The 16,552-nt window shown below is 71.0% G+C and carries 16 protein-coding genes; 9 read left to right on the top strand and 7 right to left on the bottom strand.

Going from position 1 to position 16,552, the window contains the following annotated elements; translation table 11 throughout:
* Positions 1-112: 112 nt before the first annotated feature.
* Positions 113-2,476 carry an ATP-binding protein gene (locus NR798_RS01695; protein ID WP_375769622.1) on the bottom strand — a complete coding sequence of 788 codons (2,364 nt, stop codon included), beginning with the start codon at positions 2,474-2,476 and terminating at the stop codon, positions 113-115.
* 302 nt (positions 2,477-2,778) lie between these two features.
* On the opposite strand from NR798_RS01695, the gene NR798_RS01690 reads away from it, so the two are divergent.
* From NR798_RS01690 to NR798_RS01665, 6 genes are all read left to right on the top strand, one after another.
* A complete protein-coding gene (locus NR798_RS01690) occupies positions 2,779-4,056 on the top strand; it encodes an FAD-dependent oxidoreductase (RefSeq protein ID WP_375769621.1) in 1,278 nt (425 codons plus the stop codon).
* A gap of 108 nt (positions 4,057-4,164) precedes the next feature.
* Positions 4,165-5,487, top strand: coding sequence for a sigma-54 interaction domain-containing protein (locus NR798_RS01685; protein WP_375773707.1), 1,323 nt, complete (start codon positions 4,165-4,167; stop codon positions 5,485-5,487).
* A gap of 164 nt (positions 5,488-5,651) precedes the next feature.
* On the top strand, positions 5,652-6,350 hold the full coding sequence (locus tag NR798_RS01680) for an MBL fold metallo-hydrolase (RefSeq protein WP_375769620.1): 699 nt from the start codon (positions 5,652-5,654) through the stop codon (positions 6,348-6,350).
* A 23-nt stretch (positions 6,351-6,373) separates the two neighbouring features.
* Positions 6,374-6,994 carry a rhodanese-like domain-containing protein gene (locus NR798_RS01675; RefSeq protein WP_375769619.1) on the top strand — a complete coding sequence of 207 codons (621 nt, stop codon included), beginning with the start codon at positions 6,374-6,376 and terminating at the stop codon, positions 6,992-6,994.
* On the top strand, positions 6,991-7,896 hold the full coding sequence (locus NR798_RS01670; protein WP_375769618.1) for a sulfite exporter TauE/SafE family protein: 906 nt from the start codon (positions 6,991-6,993) through the stop codon (positions 7,894-7,896). Before NR798_RS01675 ends, NR798_RS01670 begins: the two co-directional genes overlap by 4 nt.
* An 89-nt stretch (positions 7,897-7,985) precedes the next feature.
* Complete coding sequence (locus NR798_RS01665) at positions 7,986-8,654, top strand: hypothetical protein (protein WP_375769617.1); 669 nt, start codon at positions 7,986-7,988, stop codon at positions 8,652-8,654.
* 323 nt (positions 8,655-8,977) lie between these two features.
* Here the strand turns inward: NR798_RS01665 and NR798_RS01660 are convergent, their stop codons facing one another.
* The 3 genes from NR798_RS01660 to NR798_RS01650 form a co-directional block, all read right to left on the bottom strand.
* Complete coding sequence (locus NR798_RS01660) at positions 8,978-9,337, bottom strand: DUF1428 domain-containing protein (RefSeq protein WP_375769616.1); 360 nt, start codon at positions 9,335-9,337, stop codon at positions 8,978-8,980.
* Between the two features lie 230 nt (positions 9,338-9,567).
* Complete coding sequence (locus NR798_RS01655; RefSeq protein ID WP_375769615.1) at positions 9,568-11,157, bottom strand: methyl-accepting chemotaxis protein; 1,590 nt, start codon at positions 11,155-11,157, stop codon at positions 9,568-9,570.
* A gap of 243 nt (positions 11,158-11,400) precedes the next feature.
* The gene (locus NR798_RS01650; RefSeq protein ID WP_375769614.1) at positions 11,401-12,477 is read right to left on the bottom strand and encodes a saccharopine dehydrogenase family protein; all 1,077 of its coding nucleotides are present in this window, start codon (positions 12,475-12,477) and stop codon (positions 11,401-11,403) included.
* A gap of 84 nt (positions 12,478-12,561) precedes the next feature.
* On the opposite strand from NR798_RS01650, the gene NR798_RS01645 reads away from it, so the two are divergent.
* The 3 genes from NR798_RS01645 to NR798_RS01635 all read left to right on the top strand — a co-directional run bounded on the left by NR798_RS01645 (position 12,562) and on the right by NR798_RS01635 (position 14,482).
* A complete protein-coding gene (locus NR798_RS01645) occupies positions 12,562-13,317 on the top strand; it encodes a GNAT family N-acetyltransferase (protein WP_375769613.1) in 756 nt (251 codons plus the stop codon).
* 121 nt (positions 13,318-13,438) lie between these two features.
* Positions 13,439-13,885: a helix-turn-helix domain-containing protein gene (locus NR798_RS01640; protein WP_375769612.1), complete on the top strand. Its 447-nt coding sequence runs from the start codon at positions 13,439-13,441 to the stop codon at positions 13,883-13,885.
* 36 nt (positions 13,886-13,921) lie between these two features.
* A complete protein-coding gene (locus NR798_RS01635; RefSeq protein ID WP_375769611.1) occupies positions 13,922-14,482 on the top strand; it encodes a PIN domain-containing protein in 561 nt (186 codons plus the stop codon).
* A gap of 15 nt (positions 14,483-14,497) precedes the next feature.
* Here NR798_RS01635 and NR798_RS01630 read toward each other — a convergent pair whose 3' ends face one another.
* The 3 genes from NR798_RS01630 to NR798_RS01620 all read right to left on the bottom strand — a co-directional run bounded on the left by NR798_RS01630 (position 14,498) and on the right by NR798_RS01620 (position 16,391).
* A complete protein-coding gene (locus NR798_RS01630) occupies positions 14,498-15,175 on the bottom strand; it encodes an autotransporter outer membrane beta-barrel domain-containing protein (RefSeq protein ID WP_375769610.1) in 678 nt (225 codons plus the stop codon).
* A 191-nt stretch (positions 15,176-15,366) separates the two neighbouring features.
* Positions 15,367-15,651 carry a hypothetical protein gene (locus NR798_RS01625; RefSeq protein WP_375769609.1) on the bottom strand — a complete coding sequence of 95 codons (285 nt, stop codon included), beginning with the start codon at positions 15,649-15,651 and terminating at the stop codon, positions 15,367-15,369.
* Between the two features lie 233 nt (positions 15,652-15,884).
* Positions 15,885-16,391 carry a PTS sugar transporter subunit IIA gene (locus NR798_RS01620; RefSeq protein WP_375769608.1) on the bottom strand — a complete coding sequence of 169 codons (507 nt, stop codon included), beginning with the start codon at positions 16,389-16,391 and terminating at the stop codon, positions 15,885-15,887.
* Positions 16,392-16,552 lie beyond the last annotated feature (161 nt).

Below are 16,552 nucleotides of genomic sequence, written 5' to 3'. Positions count from 1 at the left end.
GGTTGGCACGCCGCGTCAGGCGGGCAATCGTCCGGGCATGCGGCGGGACTGGAGCGAGCCCGCGCGCAAGACGGGCAGGCGGAGAGGCGGGGCCCGCGCCGCCCGAAGGCCCTCAGCCCCGGGGCAGCTCCACCGTGAAGGCGGCGCCCTGCCGCGGCGCGCTCTCCACGTGGATGGTGCCCCCCATGGCGGTGACGATCTCCCGCGTAATCCACAGCCCCATCCCCAGGCCCCCGTAGTGCCGGTCGCTCACCGCGCGCTCGAAGCGCTCGAAGATGCGCCCCTGGGCGGCGGCGTCGATGCCGATGCCCTCGTCGCGCACCCGCAGCAGCACGCGCCCGCCGGAGGTGCTCGGGGAGGTGCTCAGCGCCACCTCCACCGGCTGGCCCGCGCCATACTTGAGGGCATTGGAGAGCAGGTTGCTCAACACCTGCTCCAGGCGCAGCCGGTCCCACTGGCCCACCACCGGCCCGGGTCCCCGCACGCGCAGGGCACAGCCCGCCCGTTCGGCCTCGGAGCGGAAGCGCTCGGCCACCTCCCGCACCAGCCCGGCCAGGTCCAGCTCCTCCGGATGCAGCACCAGCCGGCCCGAGGTGATGCGCGACACATCCAGCAGCTCGTCCACCAGCACGCCCAGCCGGCCCACCCCGCGCTCCAGCCCCGTCAGCCGCGCCACGGTCCGCTCGCTCCAGGCCTCCTCCCGGCGCGTGCAGCCCACCAGGGCCTGGACGTTGAGCTTCAGCGCGGTGACGGGCGTGCGCAGCTCGTGCGCGGCCACCTGGAGGAAGCCATCGCGCAGCCCGATGGCCTTCTGCGCCTCGCGGTAGAGCAGCGCGTTGTCCACCGCGAGGGCCGCCCGGCGCGCCAAGTCCCCGGCCAGCCGCAGCTCCTCCTGGCCATAGTTCTGACCGGACTCGGCCCGCACCAGCGTGAGGGCCCCCAGCACCCGCTCGCGCGAGCGCAGCGCCACCGCCAGGTAGGAGCGCAGCCCCAGCTCGCGCAGCATCCGCAGGTGCTCCGCGTCCCGCGCGTAGTGCACGAGCGCCTCCTCGGAGATCTCCGGGATGAGCAGCGGCTCGCCGGTGCGCAGCACCTGGGGGACACCGACGGTGGCGTCCGGGTCGATGGGGTAGCGCCGGTGGACCTCCTCGCTCAACCGCACCTTCTCCGGGTCGCGGTGGACGTTGATGAGCCGGTGCACCTGCCCCCGCTCATCCACCACGTCCACCCCGCACCAGTCGGCGAGCACGGGCACGGCCAGCGTGGCCACCCGGCGCAGGGTGTCCTCGTAGTCGAGCGAGGTGGCCAGCAGCGCGCTGGCCTGGGCGAGGAAGCGCAGGTTGTCCTCCGTGCGCCGGCGCTCGGTCACGTCCATCACCGTGCCGATGAAGCGCTCGGCCCGGCCCTGCTCGTCGAAGAAGCAGCGGCCCCGCGAGGAGATCCACCGCTCCGCGCCGTCCTGGAGCCTGCGGATGCGGAACTCCTCTCGGTACTCGCCGTCCCCGCCGGGGGCGTGCGCCCGCGCCACCGCCGCGTCCACCCGGTCCCGCTGCTCCGGGAGGACGCTGGCCAGGAAGGTGGCGTAGTCCACCTCCGCCACCTCCGGCACGCCGAAGAGGGCCTTGCAGCGCGCATCCCAGTGCAGCTCCCCCGTCCTGGGTTTGAAGTCCCATGTGCCCAGCGCGGCGGACTCCAGCGCGAGCCGCAGGTGCTCCTCGCTCTCGAGCAGCGCCTCCGTCTGCCGGCTCAACCGCTGCGAGAGGGCCTCCGCGCGCTGGACCGCCCCCGCCGCCTCGAGCAGCTCCCGCTCGCGCTGCATCCGCTCGTCGCGCACCCGCTCGCGGTAGCCCGCGAAGAAGTCCCCCAGCCGGGGCTCCTCCCGCAGCAGCGGTCCCAGGTACTGCCGGGCACGCTCGTCCGCCTCGTAGGACAGCTCCGGATGGGCCTCCACCCACAGGTGGCACGTCTTCATGTAGGCGAGGAACACGGTGAGGTGTCCGTAGAGCGTGGGGCCGAGCAGCCGGCGCACCCGCTCCCGGCACCGCTCCGCCTGGGCCTGGTGGACGAAGAGGAAGACGGAGCAGCGGAACAGGTCCTCCTCCAGGGCCGAGCCGGGCGTCGGCCAGCCCTCGAGGGAGTCACCGCTGGCGTCCAGGCGGGCGAGCGTCTCGTCGATGGCCCCGTGCTCGGGCGGGAGGGACTCCAGGAGCGCCAGCACCTCGCCGGCCGTCATCCCCAGGGGTCGCAACGCGCAGGAGTGGCACACGACGCAGTAGGGCACCACGCAGTAGCGCGACAGCCAGGCGAAGAGCTTCTCGCGGAAGAGCACCGGGAGGGGATTCTCCACGTAGGCGCGGAGCGTCTGCTGCCACAGGTTCTCCAGCACCCGCGGGTCGTCCTGGGCGGGAGCGAAGAACGGGGGGAAGAACCCGAAGCGAGCCTCGATCTCCTGGCGGATTTCCCGTGCCGTGCGCATTCCTGGACCGCGGTGGACAGTGCCCCGAGGGCTTCAAGGTGCGACCGGAAGCGGTAGCGGCGCCACCCGGGGTTCGCCTGTCTGGAGTTCGTCCAGGAGGGCTCTCGGTGGTGAAACACGGTGAAACAGTCGGGGGCCCCTCCGTTCGCCCCGTGACCTCACGAGTGCCCGGCACCCAACGGGTGGCATGCCAGCTGCAGAATCCGCGTGAAACGGGCCTGGCTCCAATGAGACGGAGACAGGTGTTGGAAACAGGTGTTTCACGAGACATGGTCCGCCCGCGCGAGGCGGAGGAGGCCGAGATGAGCGAAGGGGTGACCGAGCAGGTCTGCAGGGATCCGGTGATGGTGCCGGTGGCCCGGGTTCCGGGAGCCGAGCGGCACCGGGTCCTCATCATCGGAGGGGGCACGGCGGGCATCAGCGTGGCGGCGCGGCTGGCGCTCGCGGGACAGAAGGACGTGGCCATCCTCGAGCCGAGCGCGCACCACTACTACCAGCCGCTCTGGACGCTGGTGGGCGCGGGCGAGGCGCGCGTGGAGGACACCATCCGCGACGAGGCGCGCTGCATTCCCCGGGGCGTGAAGTGGATTCAGGACTGGGCCGAGGAGGTGGACCCGGTGGCGCGCACGGTGAGCACCCGGGGCGGCCAGCGCATCGGCTACGACTTCCTGGTGGTGGCGCCCGGCATCCAGCTCGACTGGGACAAGGTGAAGGGCCTGCGCCAGGCGCTGGCGGAGCGGCCCAACGTCTCCAGCAATTACGACGTGCGCTACGCGCCCAAGACGTGGGAGATGCTCCGCGCCTTCCAGGGAGGCACGGCGCTCTTCACCCACCCGGCCACGCCGGTGAAGTGCGCGGGCGCGCCGCAGAAGATCATGTACCTGGCGGCGGACCACTTCCGGAAGCGGGGTCTCACGGAGAAGGCGCACGTCGTCTTCGCCTCGGCCGGCAAGACCATCTTCGGGGTGAAGGAGTACGCCGCGGTGCTGGAGCAGGTGGTGAAGCGCTACGGCATCGACGCGCGCTACCAGCACAACCTTACCGAGGTGCGCGGCGAGCGGAACGAGGCCGTCTTCACGCGGACGCTGCCGGACGGAGGCACCGAGGAGGTGGTCCTCCCGTACGACCTCCTCCACGCGTGCCCGCCGCAGAGCGCGCCGGACTTCATCAAGCGCAGCCCGCTGGCCTGGCAGGAGGGCGGGACGAAGGGGTGGGTGAAGGCGAACAAGCACACGTTGCAGCACCCGGACCACCCCGAGGTATTCGCGCTGGGAGATGCCTCGGACCTGCCCACCTCGCGCACCGGGGCGGCCATCCGCAAGCAGGCGCCCGTGCTGGTGGAGAACCTGCTCGCCGTCATGGCTGGCCGGGCCCCCACCGCGAGCTACGACGGCTATGCGTCCTGCCCACTCACCACCGGCTACGGCAAGCTGCTGCTCGCCGAGTTCGACTACGACGGCAAGCCCACGCCCAGCATTCCGCTCATCGACACCCTGAAGGAGCGCCGCGACATGTGGCTGATGAAGAAGTACGGCCTGCCGCAGCTCTACTGGAAGCTGATGCTGCGCGGGCGGGCCTGACGGGCGCGGCCGGGAGCAACTGGTCCGACAGTAGGACCAGTTGGTGAAGCGCGCGGCCGGGAGGGGTATGAACCGGGGTGAAACACGGTGTTTCACCCGTCCACGCTCATGCCCACCTCGCGCTCCACGCCCTCCGCCGGCTCCCCGCTCCTGCTGCCCGCCCTGGAGGCGCTGGCGGGGGCCGTGCTGCTCGTCGATCTCCAGCAGCGGGTGACGGCCGCCACGCCCGAGGCGGAGGCACGCCTGGGCCCGGCCACCGTCCGCCCTGGCACGCCGCTGGCGGAGGTGCTCTCCGTGCCCGAGGGCACCCGGGGACTGGAGGCGCTGCTCTCGCATGGGCGCCAGGTGGAGGCCCGCCCGCGCGCGCCCGGGCCGGAGCGGGTGATGCGGGTGCGGGCGGTGCCCCTGGAGCAGGGAGCCAAGCGGCTCGGGTGGGCGGTGCTGCTCGGCGCGGAGGCGGAGTCCGAGGGAACGCGAGACGACGCCGAGGAGACGTTCCACGGCATGTGGACGCGCAACCCGGGGATGAAGCGCCTGTTCCGCATCGTGGAGAAGGTGGCGCGCACCGAGTCCAGCGTGCTGGTGCGCGGCGAGTCGGGCACGGGCAAGGAGCTGGTGGCCAACGCGCTGCATGCCATCTCGGCGCGGCGCAAGGGGCCGTTCCGTGCCATCAACTGCGCCGCCCTGCCTCCCAGCCTGCTGGAGAGCGAGTTGTTCGGCCACGTGCGCGGCGCCTTCACCGGCGCGGTGCGCGACAGCCCGGGCCATTTCCGCCTCGCCGATGGGGGCACGCTCTTCCTGGACGAGGTGGGGGAGATTCCCCTGGAGCTGCAGGGCAAGCTGCTGCGGGTGCTGGAGACGCGCTCCATCATTCCCGTGGGAGGACGCGCCTCGGTGCCGGTGAACGTGCGCATCGTGGCCGCCACCCACCGGCCGCTGCGGCGCGAGGTGGAGGCGGGCCGCTTCCGCGCGGACCTGATGTACCGGCTGCGGGTAGTGCCCCTCTTCCTGCCATCGTTGCGCGAGCGCCCGGAAGACATCCTCCCGCTGGCGAGGCGCTTCCTCGACGAGCTGGAGCAGAACGGCCCGCGCCGCGTGGAGCGCTTCTCTCCCCGGGCCCGGCACCTGCTGGAGTCGCATGGCTGGCCGGGCAACGTGCGCGAGCTGCGCAACGTGATGGAGTACGCCTACGTCATCGGAGAGGGCCCCGTGCTGCACGAGGCAGACCTGCCCCCCGAGTTCTCCGAGCCGCGTCCGCCCCCGCCCACCGCCGCCCCCGCCGGGCCCGGCACGGAAGGCGGCGGCCACGACCCGGCGGCGCTGCGGGCCGCGCTGGCGAAGGCGGGGGGCAACCGCACGGAGGCCGCCCGGATGCTGGGCATCAGCCGGGTCACCCTCTGGCGCCGCCTCCGGGCCGCCGGGGAGACCTGACCGTTTCAAACCGTTTCACCTGTTTCACGAAACGTTTCACCTCCTCTCCCTCTCCCCCCGGGAGAGGGTCGGGGTGAGGGTAGCTGTCCCCGTGTTCATCCCAATCCCCGAGGCACACAGGGCGCGGCGGTGGCCCTGGCACGGCCCTCGCAATATGCCCGGGCATGCTCTTCCGTCAGCTCTTCGACCAGGAGACGTCGACCTACACCTACCTCATCGCCGATGAGACGACGCGCGAGGCGGCGCTCGTGGACCCGGTGTTCGAGCAGGTGGAGCGGGACCTTCAGGTGGTGAAGGAGCTGGACCTGAAGCTGACGCTGGTCCTGGAGACGCACATCCACGCGGACCACGTCACCGGAGCGGGCCGGCTGCGCGAGCTGACGGGGGCGCGGGTGGCGGCGAGCGACTCGGGAGCGCCGTGCGTGGACCTGCGGGTGAAGGATGGCGAGGAGCTCGCGCTGGGCGGCCTGCGCATCCAGGTGCTCGCCACGCCGGGCCACACCGATGACAGCGTGAGCTTCCGGGTGGGCGGCAAACTCTTCACGGGCGACGCGCTCCTCATCCGCGCCTGTGGCCGCACCGACTTCCAGAACGGGAGCGCCGGGCAGCTCTACGACTCCATCACGCGGAAGCTCTTCACGCTGCCGGACGAGACCGAGGTGTACCCGGGCCACGACTACGCGGGCCTGACGATGAGCACCATCGGCGAGGAGAAGCGCCACAACCCGCGGCTGGCCGGCAGGAGCCGCGAGTGGTTCATCGAGTTCATGAACGGCCGCAAGCTGGCCCCGCCCAAGAAGCTGGACATCGCGGTGCCCGCCAACCGCGCCTGCGGACAGCCCGCGGCGCAGGCCGTGAGCTGAGCCCCGAGCACCGAGGACACACGATGAGCGCACTGTACGAGAAGGGCACTCCGCACGCGGAGGGCTACCGGGACGTGGACGTGAGCGCCGTGGCCGGAGTGAGGGACGCGGCCCGGCTGGTGGACGTGCGCGAGCCCTCCGAGCTCGAGGGTATTCTCGGGCACATCGCGGGCGTGGAGCGCGTCCCGCTGCGCGCGGTGGAGGAGTCGGCCGGGCGCTGGCAGCGTGACGGAGAGCTGGTGCTGGTGTGCCGCTCCGGAGCGCGCTCGGGCCGGGCCGCCGCGCAGCTGGTGCGCCAGGGCTTCACCCGGGTGATGAACCTGCGCGGGGGAATGCTCGCGTGGAACGAGGCGGGGCTGCCCGTGGTCCGCCCCGCGTCCGCGCCTGCGCCCGAGGTTTCGGACGTGCTCGACACGCTGCTCGCGCGGATGCGGGAGCTGGGCGGTGGAGTCCCCGCGTCCACGCCTCGGGGACTGCTCCAGGCGCACGGCGGCCCTCCCACACACGGCCAGCTGCTCTGCATGCTCGAGCTGCTGCAGGCGGCCGGGCAGGCGGCGGCGAAGGACGCGGGTGCCTGGGAGCGGATGCTGCGCGAGTGCCGGGACCTGCTCGCCGTGTCGCGGCAGGAGAGCAGCGCCGCATGATGATGCTCGGCATCGCCGCCTCGCTGCTCATCGGGGTGTCACTGGGGTTACTGGGTGGCGGCGGCTCCATCCTCACCGTGCCCCTGCTCGTCTACGTCCTCGGGGTCGAGCCGAAGACGGCCATCGCCATGTCGCTGCTGGTGGTGGGCATCACCAGCGCCTCGGCGGTGGTGGTGCACGCGCGCGCCGGCCGGGTGCGCTGGCGCACCGCCTTCGTCTTCGGGGGCGGAGGCATGTCCGGCGCCTTCCTCGGCGCGCGAGTGGCCCGCCAGGTTCCCCCGGGGCTGCTGTTGCTCCTCTTCTCGGCCGTCATGGTCGCCGCCGCCGTGGCCATGCTGCGGCGCAAGGAGGCCCCGGCCGTGCCCGGAGAGTCCGCCGGGGCACCGGTACCGCTGCCCGTGCCGCGCGTGCTCGCCCAGGGCGCCGCCGTGGGCCTGTTGTCGGGACTGGTGGGCGCGGGCGGCGGCTTCCTCATCGTCCCCGCGCTCGTGCTGGTGGGGTTGCCTACGCAGGCCGCGGTGGGCACCTCGCTCGCCGTCATCTCGCTCCAGTGCCTCGCCGGGCTGCTCGGGCATCTGGGCCACGTCCAGCTTCCGTGGGGACTCACCGCCGCCGTGGTGGGCACCGCCGTGGCCGGCAGCTTCCTCGGCGGGCGCCTCTCGGGCCATGTCTCCCCGCGAGCGCTGCGCAAGGGCTTCGCCGTGTTCGTGCTCGGCGTGGCCTGCGTCATGCTCTCCGCGCAGCTGCCTCCCTCGGTGAAGCAGAGCGTCGCGCCGCTGCTCGCCACGCCGTGGCCCTGGCTCGGGCTCGTGGGCGTGGTGAGCGCGGTGGCGCTGCCCTATGCGCTGGTGTTCCGGGGTACCCGCGGAAATACGGTGGACCAATCCCCTTCAGGGAAGTGACCGAAGAGGATGGATGTCCCCTGTCGCTCCACGTCACATGCACTGCTTCGCGACTCCGTCGCTTTACACCGCAGTGCATGGAGATGTTGATGCCAACCCCGAGAGTCTTTCGAAAGCTCGCCTTCAGCACCCTCTTCGCCGTCCCCCTCTTCCTGGGCGCCAGCAGTGCCTCCGCTGGGCCGATCAGATTCGACTTCTGCCGCAACGCCGCTCCTGACGCCACGCTCACCATGGGCCCTGGCGTGAACGAAGCCTCCTCCCAGAGCAAACAGAACTTCTACATGGCCAAAACGGACGGCTGCCTGCGCTGGGTGGTGGATGTCGCCGTACCCTTCAACTCGTCCAGCACCAATCCGTCCGATGCCAAGGGCAGCGGCGTGGGTGCCGGTACCCTCGGGCTCCCGGGTAGCGCACACAAGCCGGAGTACCCCGAGTACTCAGAGCCGGACTCCGCCTCCGGCGAGGCCTACTGCAAGTCGTATTCCGAGACCGTCACTGTCTACAAGAAGGCCGCTGGCGCGAACTCGTTCACCTTGATCGGCCCCAGTACGAACAAGGGCTTCTGGAAAGTCAGCCCGACCGGCGACGGCTACTGCGTCCTCCAGAGCACTCCGGAGCAAACACAGGGCTTCGCCATCAAACCGCCAGCCAGCGGCACTGACGTCTACCGCTACGCAGTAGCCGTCAAGGTGGATGGCATCCATCGGAAGGTCGGCGTGACCGCCAAGCACTTCTATGACCAGAGTGTCATCAAATAGTCCCGTTCATCGGAATGCGGCCTCTCGGCGCGTGCTCAACCACGCGCCGAGAGCACGTCCAGGGTCCCCTCCCGGCGCGGCGTCCGTATCGCTCAGGAACAGGCGCCAGCCCCACACCTGGATGTGAGGGATGCTCGCCCGGAGCACCACGCGCTCGGGAGGCACGTACTCCTCTCTTCCGCCCATGCCATCTCGCACCCGTTTCTCCAGGTAGGTGACCTCGTCTGGCGCGAGGCGGAGAAGTCGCGGGGGACGTCTTCTCATCCACCAGGGCGATTCATCCCCGCGATGGTGTCCAAGAACTTCGTGGACACTCCACGAGCTCACCTCACCACCAGCGTCTTGAAGCCGCCGTAGACCATCCGCTTGCTGTCGAAGGGCGCCTCCTTCCCTTCCATCATGGCGGCCAGGCGCGGGTCCTCCATCACCTTCTTGTTCACGCGATCCCGATGCGCGCGCGACTTGAACACGATCCACGAGAACACCACCGTCTCGTCCGGCTTGAGCTTCACGCTCTGGGGAAACGACGTGAGCTTTCCCGGCTTCACGTCGTCACCGATGCACTCGATGTACTCGAGCGCGCCGTGCTCCTTCCAGAGCTTCCCCGCCTTCTGGGCAATGCGGCGGTAGGCCTCCAGGTTCTTCTTGGGTAGCGGCAGGATGAAGCCGTCCACGTAGCTCATGAATTTCCCCCTGTGAAAGTGCGGACCGTGTTCCAGGACGAGCCTCCGCTCAAGTCCTCGCACAGTGCTTTGACAGGGATTCAACCCGGGGTCCGGGCACCCTCACCCCGTCCCTCTCCCGAGGGGAGAGGGGTTGTTGGCGCCGTGGGGTTGTTGGCGCCGTGGGGTTGTTGGCGCCGTGGGGTTGTTGGCGCCGTGGAGTTGTTGGGGCGTGCGGTACTTCGAGTGCGTTACACGCGGAAGCTCGTGGCCACCTGCTTCAGCCGCTCCAGCGTCGCGTTCATCCGCACCACCGCCTCCTCCGCGTTCATCGTCGACTCCACCACGTCGCTCATCATCTGCGACAGCGTCGTCATCACGTTCGTCATCTGCGCGATGCCCGCGTTCTGCTGCGTCACCGAGGCCACGATCTGCTTCGCCGCCTGGCTGCTCTCGTGCACCACCGTGGTGATCTCCTTCAGCCGGTCCGCCGACGTCATCACCTGCTGGATGCCCGCCTCCATCTGCTGGCTGTCCTGCTCCGCGATCGACACCGCCCTCCGGATCGCCTGGTTGATCTCCAGCAATATCTTCCCGATCCGCTGCGTGCTCGCCACCGACTGTCCGCTCAGCGCCCGCATCTCCCGCGCCACCACCGCGAAGCCCCGCCCCTCGTCCCCCGCTCGCGCCGCCTCGATGGACGCGTTCAGCGCCAGCACGTTCGACTGGTCCGCCAGGTCCCTCACGCTGCCGATGATTTCACCCGCTCGCGCCGCCTGCTCCGACAGGTGCGCCACGCTGCTCATCAGCGCCTCCACCCGCTCACGCAGCTGCTGCAGCCCCTGCGCGCTGCTCTCGATGGACTGCCGCCCCGAGGCGCTGAACGCATCCGCCTGCGCCGCCACCCGCAGCACCATCTCCGCCCGGCTCGCCGCCAGGTTCGACGTCTGGGCGATCTCGCTCATCGTCGAGCCCGCTTCCGACAGGCTGCGCGACTGGTGGCTCAGGAACGCCAACTGCCGCTGGCTCGCCTCGGTGAGCCGCTCCGCCGCCTGCGTCAGCTCGCCCACCACGCCCTCCAGCGTCACCGGCACCGTGCGCAGCCGCGTCACCAGCGCCTCAATCCCCCGCGCCAGCTCGCCCAGCTCGTCCTGCGAGTCCACGTCGATGTGCTGCGTGAGGTCTCCCTCGGTGGCGATGCGCGTCGTCACCTCCGTCAGCCGGGTGAGCGGCCCCACCACGCCCCGCATCAGCCAGAGCGACAGGCCCCACAGCGCCAGCATGCACAGCACGCCCATGCTGATGACCCACAGCTGGCGCCCGCGCTGCATCACCCGCATCTCCTCGAAGGAGCGCTCCAGCCCGGCATTGGCCCACTCGCTCGTGCCGCGCACCAACTGCCGCAGCGCCGCCGAGCCCTCCATCGCCTGCGTGAAGGCCGCCTCCGCCTCCGGCGACTCCCGCGCCGCCAGCTCCACGGCCCGCTGCGCCCGCGACCAGAAGCCGTCGAAGGACTCGTCCAGGGCCCGCAGCCGCTCGGCCTCCAGCACCGCGTTCTGCGCCCCGCGCATCAGCTCCTCCTCGAAGGCCTTCACCTGCTCTCGCGCCGCCCCCAGCCGGGCCGCGTCCCGCCGCTGGTACGCCTCGCGCACGTGGCCCTCGAGCAGGTCCGCCAGCGACTCCAGGTTGCGCGCCATGGCCAACGCCGGTGTGTACCCGGAGGCGATGCGCTGGTGCAGCCGCGTCGCGTCCTGGCCCACCACCACCGACACCCCGAGGATGCCCAGCAGGAAGACGGTGGCCACCAGAGGCAGGAGGAAGACCTTCCGTTTGAACGTCATCGCCCCCCCTCGAACCGGGACGTGCAACGCCTGGACATTGGCTTGGCTCCTCCGTGGGCCCTCGCGGCCCCGCGCTTCCCGGCCACGCACGGCGGGTGTCCGCCGCGAGGGCCGCAGGATATCGGATGCGCTCCCCTGGCGCGCGTCGCCCCCCACCGGGGGAGGTCCGCCTGCACCCGGGGTGGAGATTGCCGCCCGGGGTGCCTCCCCGCCTGGCCAGGAGCCGGCCGGTGGAGCGGGTCCCTACTCGGACAGGTTCATGCGGCGCACGCCCTCGATGGAGAGGACGAAGTCCGCGCCGAAGGCCTGGGCCGGGGTGAAGGCGCCCCGCCGCGCTCCGGCGAGCACCTCCTCCACCGCGCGCACCGCGGCGCGGGCGGTGAAGGCATAGGCCTCGGGTGTCTCCAGCACCGCCTCCGCCCGCCGTCCGTCCGGCGCGCGCGCCTCGGCCCACACCTGGGAGCGGCCCCGCTGGCGCACCGCCTCGCCGGGCCCCTGGACGCGCGCCTCCACCACCTTGGCCAGCCGCTCGCGCACGGCCTCCACCGCCACCAGCCGCCGGAACACGGGGAAGGTGAAGCGCAGCGTCCGGGCCACCGCCGCCGGTTGGGCCAGGTAGGTGGTGATGTTGGGGATGCCGGTGGAGTGCCAGGCCGTCACCAGGTCTCCCCAGGGAATGGGAAACACGGTGCGCTCCTTGTCGGAGAAGCGCACCCGGCGCACGCCCTGCCCCATGGGCCACGGCCGCAGCTGGCCGCCCCGGCGCACGAAGCCCCCCGAGGGCAGGCCCTCCAGCATGGACTTGGTGGTGCCGGGGCTCGGCTGGGAGACGGCGGCGATGGCCAGCTCCAGCTCGTGCGCTCCGGGCACCTTGTCCGCCACGTACCGGGCGAGACAGTCGGTGGGCACCACGTCGAAGCCCACGCCGGACATCAGCACCACGCCCCGGCGCTTCGCCTCGGCGTCGTGGCGGAAGGTGTTCTCGAAGACGGGAATCTCGCCGGTGATGTCCAGGTAGTGGGCGCCCGCGGCGAGGCAGGCCTGCACCATGGGCTCGCTGGTGTGCACGAAGGGGCCGGCGGCGTGCACCACCAGGGGCAGGCCCTCCAGGGCGGACACCAGGCCGCGCATGTCGTCGAGCCCCACCGCCACCGCGTCCAGCCCGAGCCGCGAGGCCAGGGGGGCGAGCTTCTCGCGCGAGCGGCCGGCCAGCACGGGCCTGTGGCCGCGGCGCACCGCCTCCTCGGCGATGAGGACACCGGTGTAGCCGGTGGCACCGTACAGCAACCAACGGGGAGTCGTGTTCGTCGAAGGCGTCACGCGCGCACCATATGCCGGGCAGTGAGAAGTCGCGTACGGTTCCCCGCGCATCGCGCCGCCGGGTCGGCTAGGAGGGGGGGGAATATGAGTGAGACGAAGCCTCCCTCTCGCAAGCCTCCCTCTCGCACGAAGAAGGACACGCTGGAGGTGCGCGTGCGGCGCATCCACCGGAGGGACCTGAACCGGGCCTGGGAGTTCCTCAAGCTCGTCTTCCGGGATGTCAACCGCGAGACGGTGGAGTACCAGCGGCCCCGCTCCAAGCGGCGCTTCCTGGAGGTGTACTCCTCGGAGTGGATAGAGCAGCTCGTCTACGAGGTGAACGGGGACATCGTCGGCTATTCCGAGTGCGCCTTCGAGGCCACGGGGGACGACAACTGGGTGAACCCGCGCTGGTTCGAGAAGCGGGGCATGCGGCCGCTCTTCGTCGAGGAGCTGGCGGTGCACCCGGACTACCAGGGCCGGGGCGTGGGCAGCTTCATCATGGAGCAGTTGCAGCACCTGGCGCGCACGCGGGGCTGCACCCACCTGGTGCTCGAGGTGGCGGAGAACAACGAGTCGGCGCTCTCGTGGTACCGGGCGCGCAACTTCTACAAGCTGGATGCCGCCATCTTCCTGGCGCAGAAGGTGCCGGGCGAGCCGGACCTGCTGCCTCCGCGCCGCATCAAGCCGCGCACCGCGCATCCCCAGGGAACGCCCACCACGGGCCTGATGCCCGAGGAGGTCAGCGGACCGGCGCTCGTGGGAAGGAAGCCCCGGGCGCGGCGCCCGGCCGCGGGAGGCACCCGGAAGAAGGCGGCCAGCACCCCCGCCCCGGACGCCTCGGAGCCGGACACGGAGTAGCCCCGCGCCACCCCGGCTGGTGTCTCCTCGCCGGGGGAGCAACCCATCGGGTGGTTGCGTTTGGGACGAATATTCGTACATTCGTCGTATGCCTCGCTCTCGCAGAGCCCCCCTTCCGGAGATGGCGGACCCGAAAAGCCCGGTCTCCGCTTCCGAGCAATCCCTGGCCGAGGTCGTCGAACTGGCCCGGTTCATGGAGGGCAAGCGCACGCAGAGGCCCAGACTCGTCGGCCCGCGGGGCGAGACCCTCGAGCTCCCCGAACCCGTCTTCCATCTGCTCCGCCAGGTCGTCACGGTCCTCGCCCGGGGAGACGCTGTCACGGTGGTCCCCGTGCACAAGGAGCTCACCTCGCAACAGGCCGCGGATCTCCTCAACGTCTCCCGGCAGTACCTGGTCCGCCTCCTCGATGAGGGCGCCCTGCCCTACACGAAGACGGGAATGCACCGGCGCATCCGCATCAACGATCTGCTGGAGTACAAGAAGAAGCGCGACGCCCAGCGCAAGGCGGGTCTGAGCGAGCTCATGCAGATGAGCCAGGACTTCGGAGGCTACTCCGAGTGTAGTTGACCTCCGAGGTAGGGACGTTTAGCGTCTCGTCCTCGCGTGCTCACCTCCACGTTCAAGGTCGTCCTCGACGCCTGCGTGCTCTTCCCCTTCTCTCTTCGCGACACCTTGCTCTGGGCGGCCTACGCGGGGTTCTACCAGCCCTACTGGAGCGCGCAGATCCTGGAGGAGATGCGCCGCAACCTCGTGCGCACGGGCACGACGACCCGGGAGCAGGCGCAATCGCTCCTGGCGCAGATGCAGAAGCATTTTCCCGATGCCCTGGTGACCGGCCACGAAGCGCTCATTCCAGCCGTGCACAACCATGAAGGGGATCGCCATGTCGTGGCAGCGGCCCTTCACGCGCATGCGCAGGTCATCGTCACGAGCAACCTGAAGCACTTCCGCCCCAAGGACCTACCGTCCACCGTCGAGGCCCAACACCCGGACGAGTTCCTGGTCAACCTGTTCGACCTCGATCCCTCCAGGATGGTGGCGCTCCTGAAGCAGCAGGCCTCGGTGCTGCGCCGGCCCCCCATGGCCCTGTCCCAGTTCCTCGCCGGGCTCGCCAGGACGGTGCCCGAGTTCGCCGGGCTCATCCGTGACGAGCTCGGCGATTGAATCAACGGTGGGGTGTCAGAACGCCCAGCCCACGGCGGCCGTCATGCGCGGGCTCACGCCCCAGGAGCGGCTATTGCTCAAGCCTCCGAGGCCCCCCAACCCGCCGCCCAGGTCCGGCGGGCTGAAGGCCGTGGAGCGGGAGCCCGTCGCCGCCAGTCCCGCGCCCACCTGGAGGGTCAGTCCCGGGGACAGGATGGCGGTGTAACCCACGCGCACGCTGCCCCCGTAGTACACCGTCCGCGAGCGGAACTCGTAGCTCACCGGCTGCCCCTCCGGCAGGGTGAAGGACTGGCCCGTGGTGGTCTGGTGGTACGTCGACAGCTCGGCGTGAGGCCCCACCCAGAAGCCCTCGGGGGCACGGCCGGCGAAGTAGAAGTGCACGCCCGGCTCCACCCCCACGCCCCACATCTGCAGGGAGGAGCCGAGCCCCGTGGACCCGGGGAAGTCGGGCTCGCTGTGACTGTACGAGGCCGAGAGCTGCACCGTCGCCGAGAGCGCCACGTGCGAGCCCACCGCGTGCTCCACGCCGACGCCCAGCTGGGCCGACGGCACGAACAGCCCGATCGACGGCTGCGCCAGCACCAGCGTGCGCCGCACCGCCTGGGTCTCCTCCAGCTGCTCCGGCTCCTGGGCACTGCCCGTCATCGGCACCAGGCCCAGCCCCACTCCGGCGGCACACGCCGCCCAACGCATCGCCCCACGAATCCCCGTCCGCATCGCATTCGCTCCCGTTCGCCGTCCGGCCCACACGGCACGCGGCGCCACATAGCAGCGCGCGTGCCACCGGCGTCTCCGAGAGCGAAGCCCCGCGACGCATTCCCTGGGACTGACAGATTGGCCCGCGTCCTCCCGCGGCGCGCGAGACAATCTGTCCTCCAGCCCGCTCAGCGCGCGAAGGCGGAGAGGTACTGGGACGTCTCCACGCGGCAGGCGTGGTCACACTCGGGGAACTGGCTGAGGAAGCGGGCCTGCCGCCGGCAGCTCGCCGTGAGGGCACCGCCCGGGTCCTTCCGGCACAGGGTCTCGAAGCTCGCGAAGCTTTCCTGGAAGAGCACCGTCCGCTTCTCCGGCTCCATTCCCAGGAGGGCCCGCCGCTCGGCCCCCAGCACCCATTGCAGGCCCACCACCGCCAGCAGCACGGCCAGGACCCACACCAGCACCCGGGTCATCCTCTTCCATTGCTCCCGGGTGAGCCCTGGCTCGCCCCGACTCATCGCGCGCGTCGCCATACCCTACAGATGAGCACGGTCCGCCCCCGCGCCAGCCTCCTCGCCCCCCGCGGCCGGTGTAGGAGCTCGCAACCGGGCCACTTGGAGGGCCCGCTCGCCCAGCCGGTGCCCGAGGCCACGCACGGGCAGCCCCCTCAGGTCTCATCGTGGAGCGCTCCGGAAGGGGCGGACGCTCAGGGCGCGTTCACGTGCGGGCTGGCTTCGGCGCGGGCCTGGCCGGCGAGGTAGGCATCCTCGGCCCGCACCAGGAGCTCGCGGATGGCGGAGGCCGAGCGCGCCTCCACCAACGCCTGCCGCAACCGGGTGTCCCGCATCAGCGTCGCGATGCGCGCCAGCACGCTCAGGTGCGTGCCCGGGGCATGCGCCGGTGACGCGAGCGTCACGAAGAGCCGCACCGGCCTCCCGTCCCGCGCCCCGAAGTCCACCCCCTCGCGGTCCACGGCCACACAGGCCGTCATCTTCCGCAGCCGCTCGAAGCGGCAGTGGGGGATGGCCACCCCCTCGCCAATGGCCGTGCTGGAGAGGCGCTCCCGCGCCACCAGCTGATCCTCCAGCTGTTGCTGGGGCGCATGCGTCCTCGCCGCCAGCATGCCCGCCAGCTCATGCAACACCCCACCCCTGTCGCGGGCCGTCAGGTCCGGACAGATGCAGTCCTCCGACAGATAATCGGTGAAGCGCATCCCACACCTCCCTGGAGCGCGCCCCGGTGGGCCTCTCACGAGCGGGCTCGTGCGGCGGGTACGGCGACCGGGCGCTCTCGAGCACATGCTCGGAATGGTGGGACATATCGGCAACCCCCACCGTTCCTCGCGGACGCCCTCCTCCGCGTGCGCTGTCCGCT

The organism is Archangium gephyra (assembly GCF_042230915.1).
GTDB lineage: Bacteria > Myxococcota > Myxococcia > Myxococcales > Myxococcaceae > Archangium > Archangium gephyra_B.
Note: the sequence above shows the minus strand (reverse complement) of the source record. Positions and strands in the feature narration are given on the sequence as shown.

Excerpts from the sequence above, each read along its gene's own strand:
- NR798_RS01625 (WP_375769609.1), bottom strand. The coding sequence starts at position 15,651 with ATGACCCGGGTGCTGGTGTGGGTCCTGGCCGTGCTGCTGGCGGTGGTG.
- NR798_RS01670 (WP_375769618.1), top strand. The coding sequence starts at position 6,991 with ATGATGATGCTCGGCATCGCCGCCTCGCTGCTCATCGGGGTGTCACTG.
- NR798_RS01675 (WP_375769619.1), top strand. The coding sequence starts at position 6,374 with ATGAGCGCACTGTACGAGAAGGGCACTCCGCACGCGGAGGGCTACCGG.
- NR798_RS01630 (WP_375769610.1), bottom strand. The coding sequence starts at position 15,175 with ATGCGTTGGGCGGCGTGTGCCGCCGGAGTGGGGCTGGGCCTGGTGCCG.
- NR798_RS01660 (WP_375769616.1), bottom strand. The coding sequence starts at position 9,337 with ATGAGCTACGTGGACGGCTTCATCCTGCCGCTACCCAAGAAGAACCTG.
- NR798_RS01620 (WP_375769608.1), bottom strand. The coding sequence starts at position 16,391 with ATGCGCTTCACCGATTATCTGTCGGAGGACTGCATCTGTCCGGACCTG.
- NR798_RS01645 (WP_375769613.1), top strand. The coding sequence starts at position 12,562 with ATGAGTGAGACGAAGCCTCCCTCTCGCAAGCCTCCCTCTCGCACGAAG.
- NR798_RS01640 (WP_375769612.1), top strand. The coding sequence starts at position 13,439 with ATGGCGGACCCGAAAAGCCCGGTCTCCGCTTCCGAGCAATCCCTGGCC.
- NR798_RS01665 (WP_375769617.1), top strand. The coding sequence starts at position 7,986 with ATGCCAACCCCGAGAGTCTTTCGAAAGCTCGCCTTCAGCACCCTCTTC.
- NR798_RS01690 (WP_375769621.1), top strand. The coding sequence starts at position 2,779 with ATGAGCGAAGGGGTGACCGAGCAGGTCTGCAGGGATCCGGTGATGGTG.
- NR798_RS01680 (WP_375769620.1), top strand. The coding sequence starts at position 5,652 with ATGCTCTTCCGTCAGCTCTTCGACCAGGAGACGTCGACCTACACCTAC.
- NR798_RS01685 (WP_375773707.1), top strand. The coding sequence starts at position 4,165 with ATGCCCACCTCGCGCTCCACGCCCTCCGCCGGCTCCCCGCTCCTGCTG.
- NR798_RS01655 (WP_375769615.1), bottom strand. The coding sequence starts at position 11,157 with ATGACGTTCAAACGGAAGGTCTTCCTCCTGCCTCTGGTGGCCACCGTC.
- NR798_RS01695 (WP_375769622.1), bottom strand. The coding sequence starts at position 2,476 with ATGCGCACGGCACGGGAAATCCGCCAGGAGATCGAGGCTCGCTTCGGG.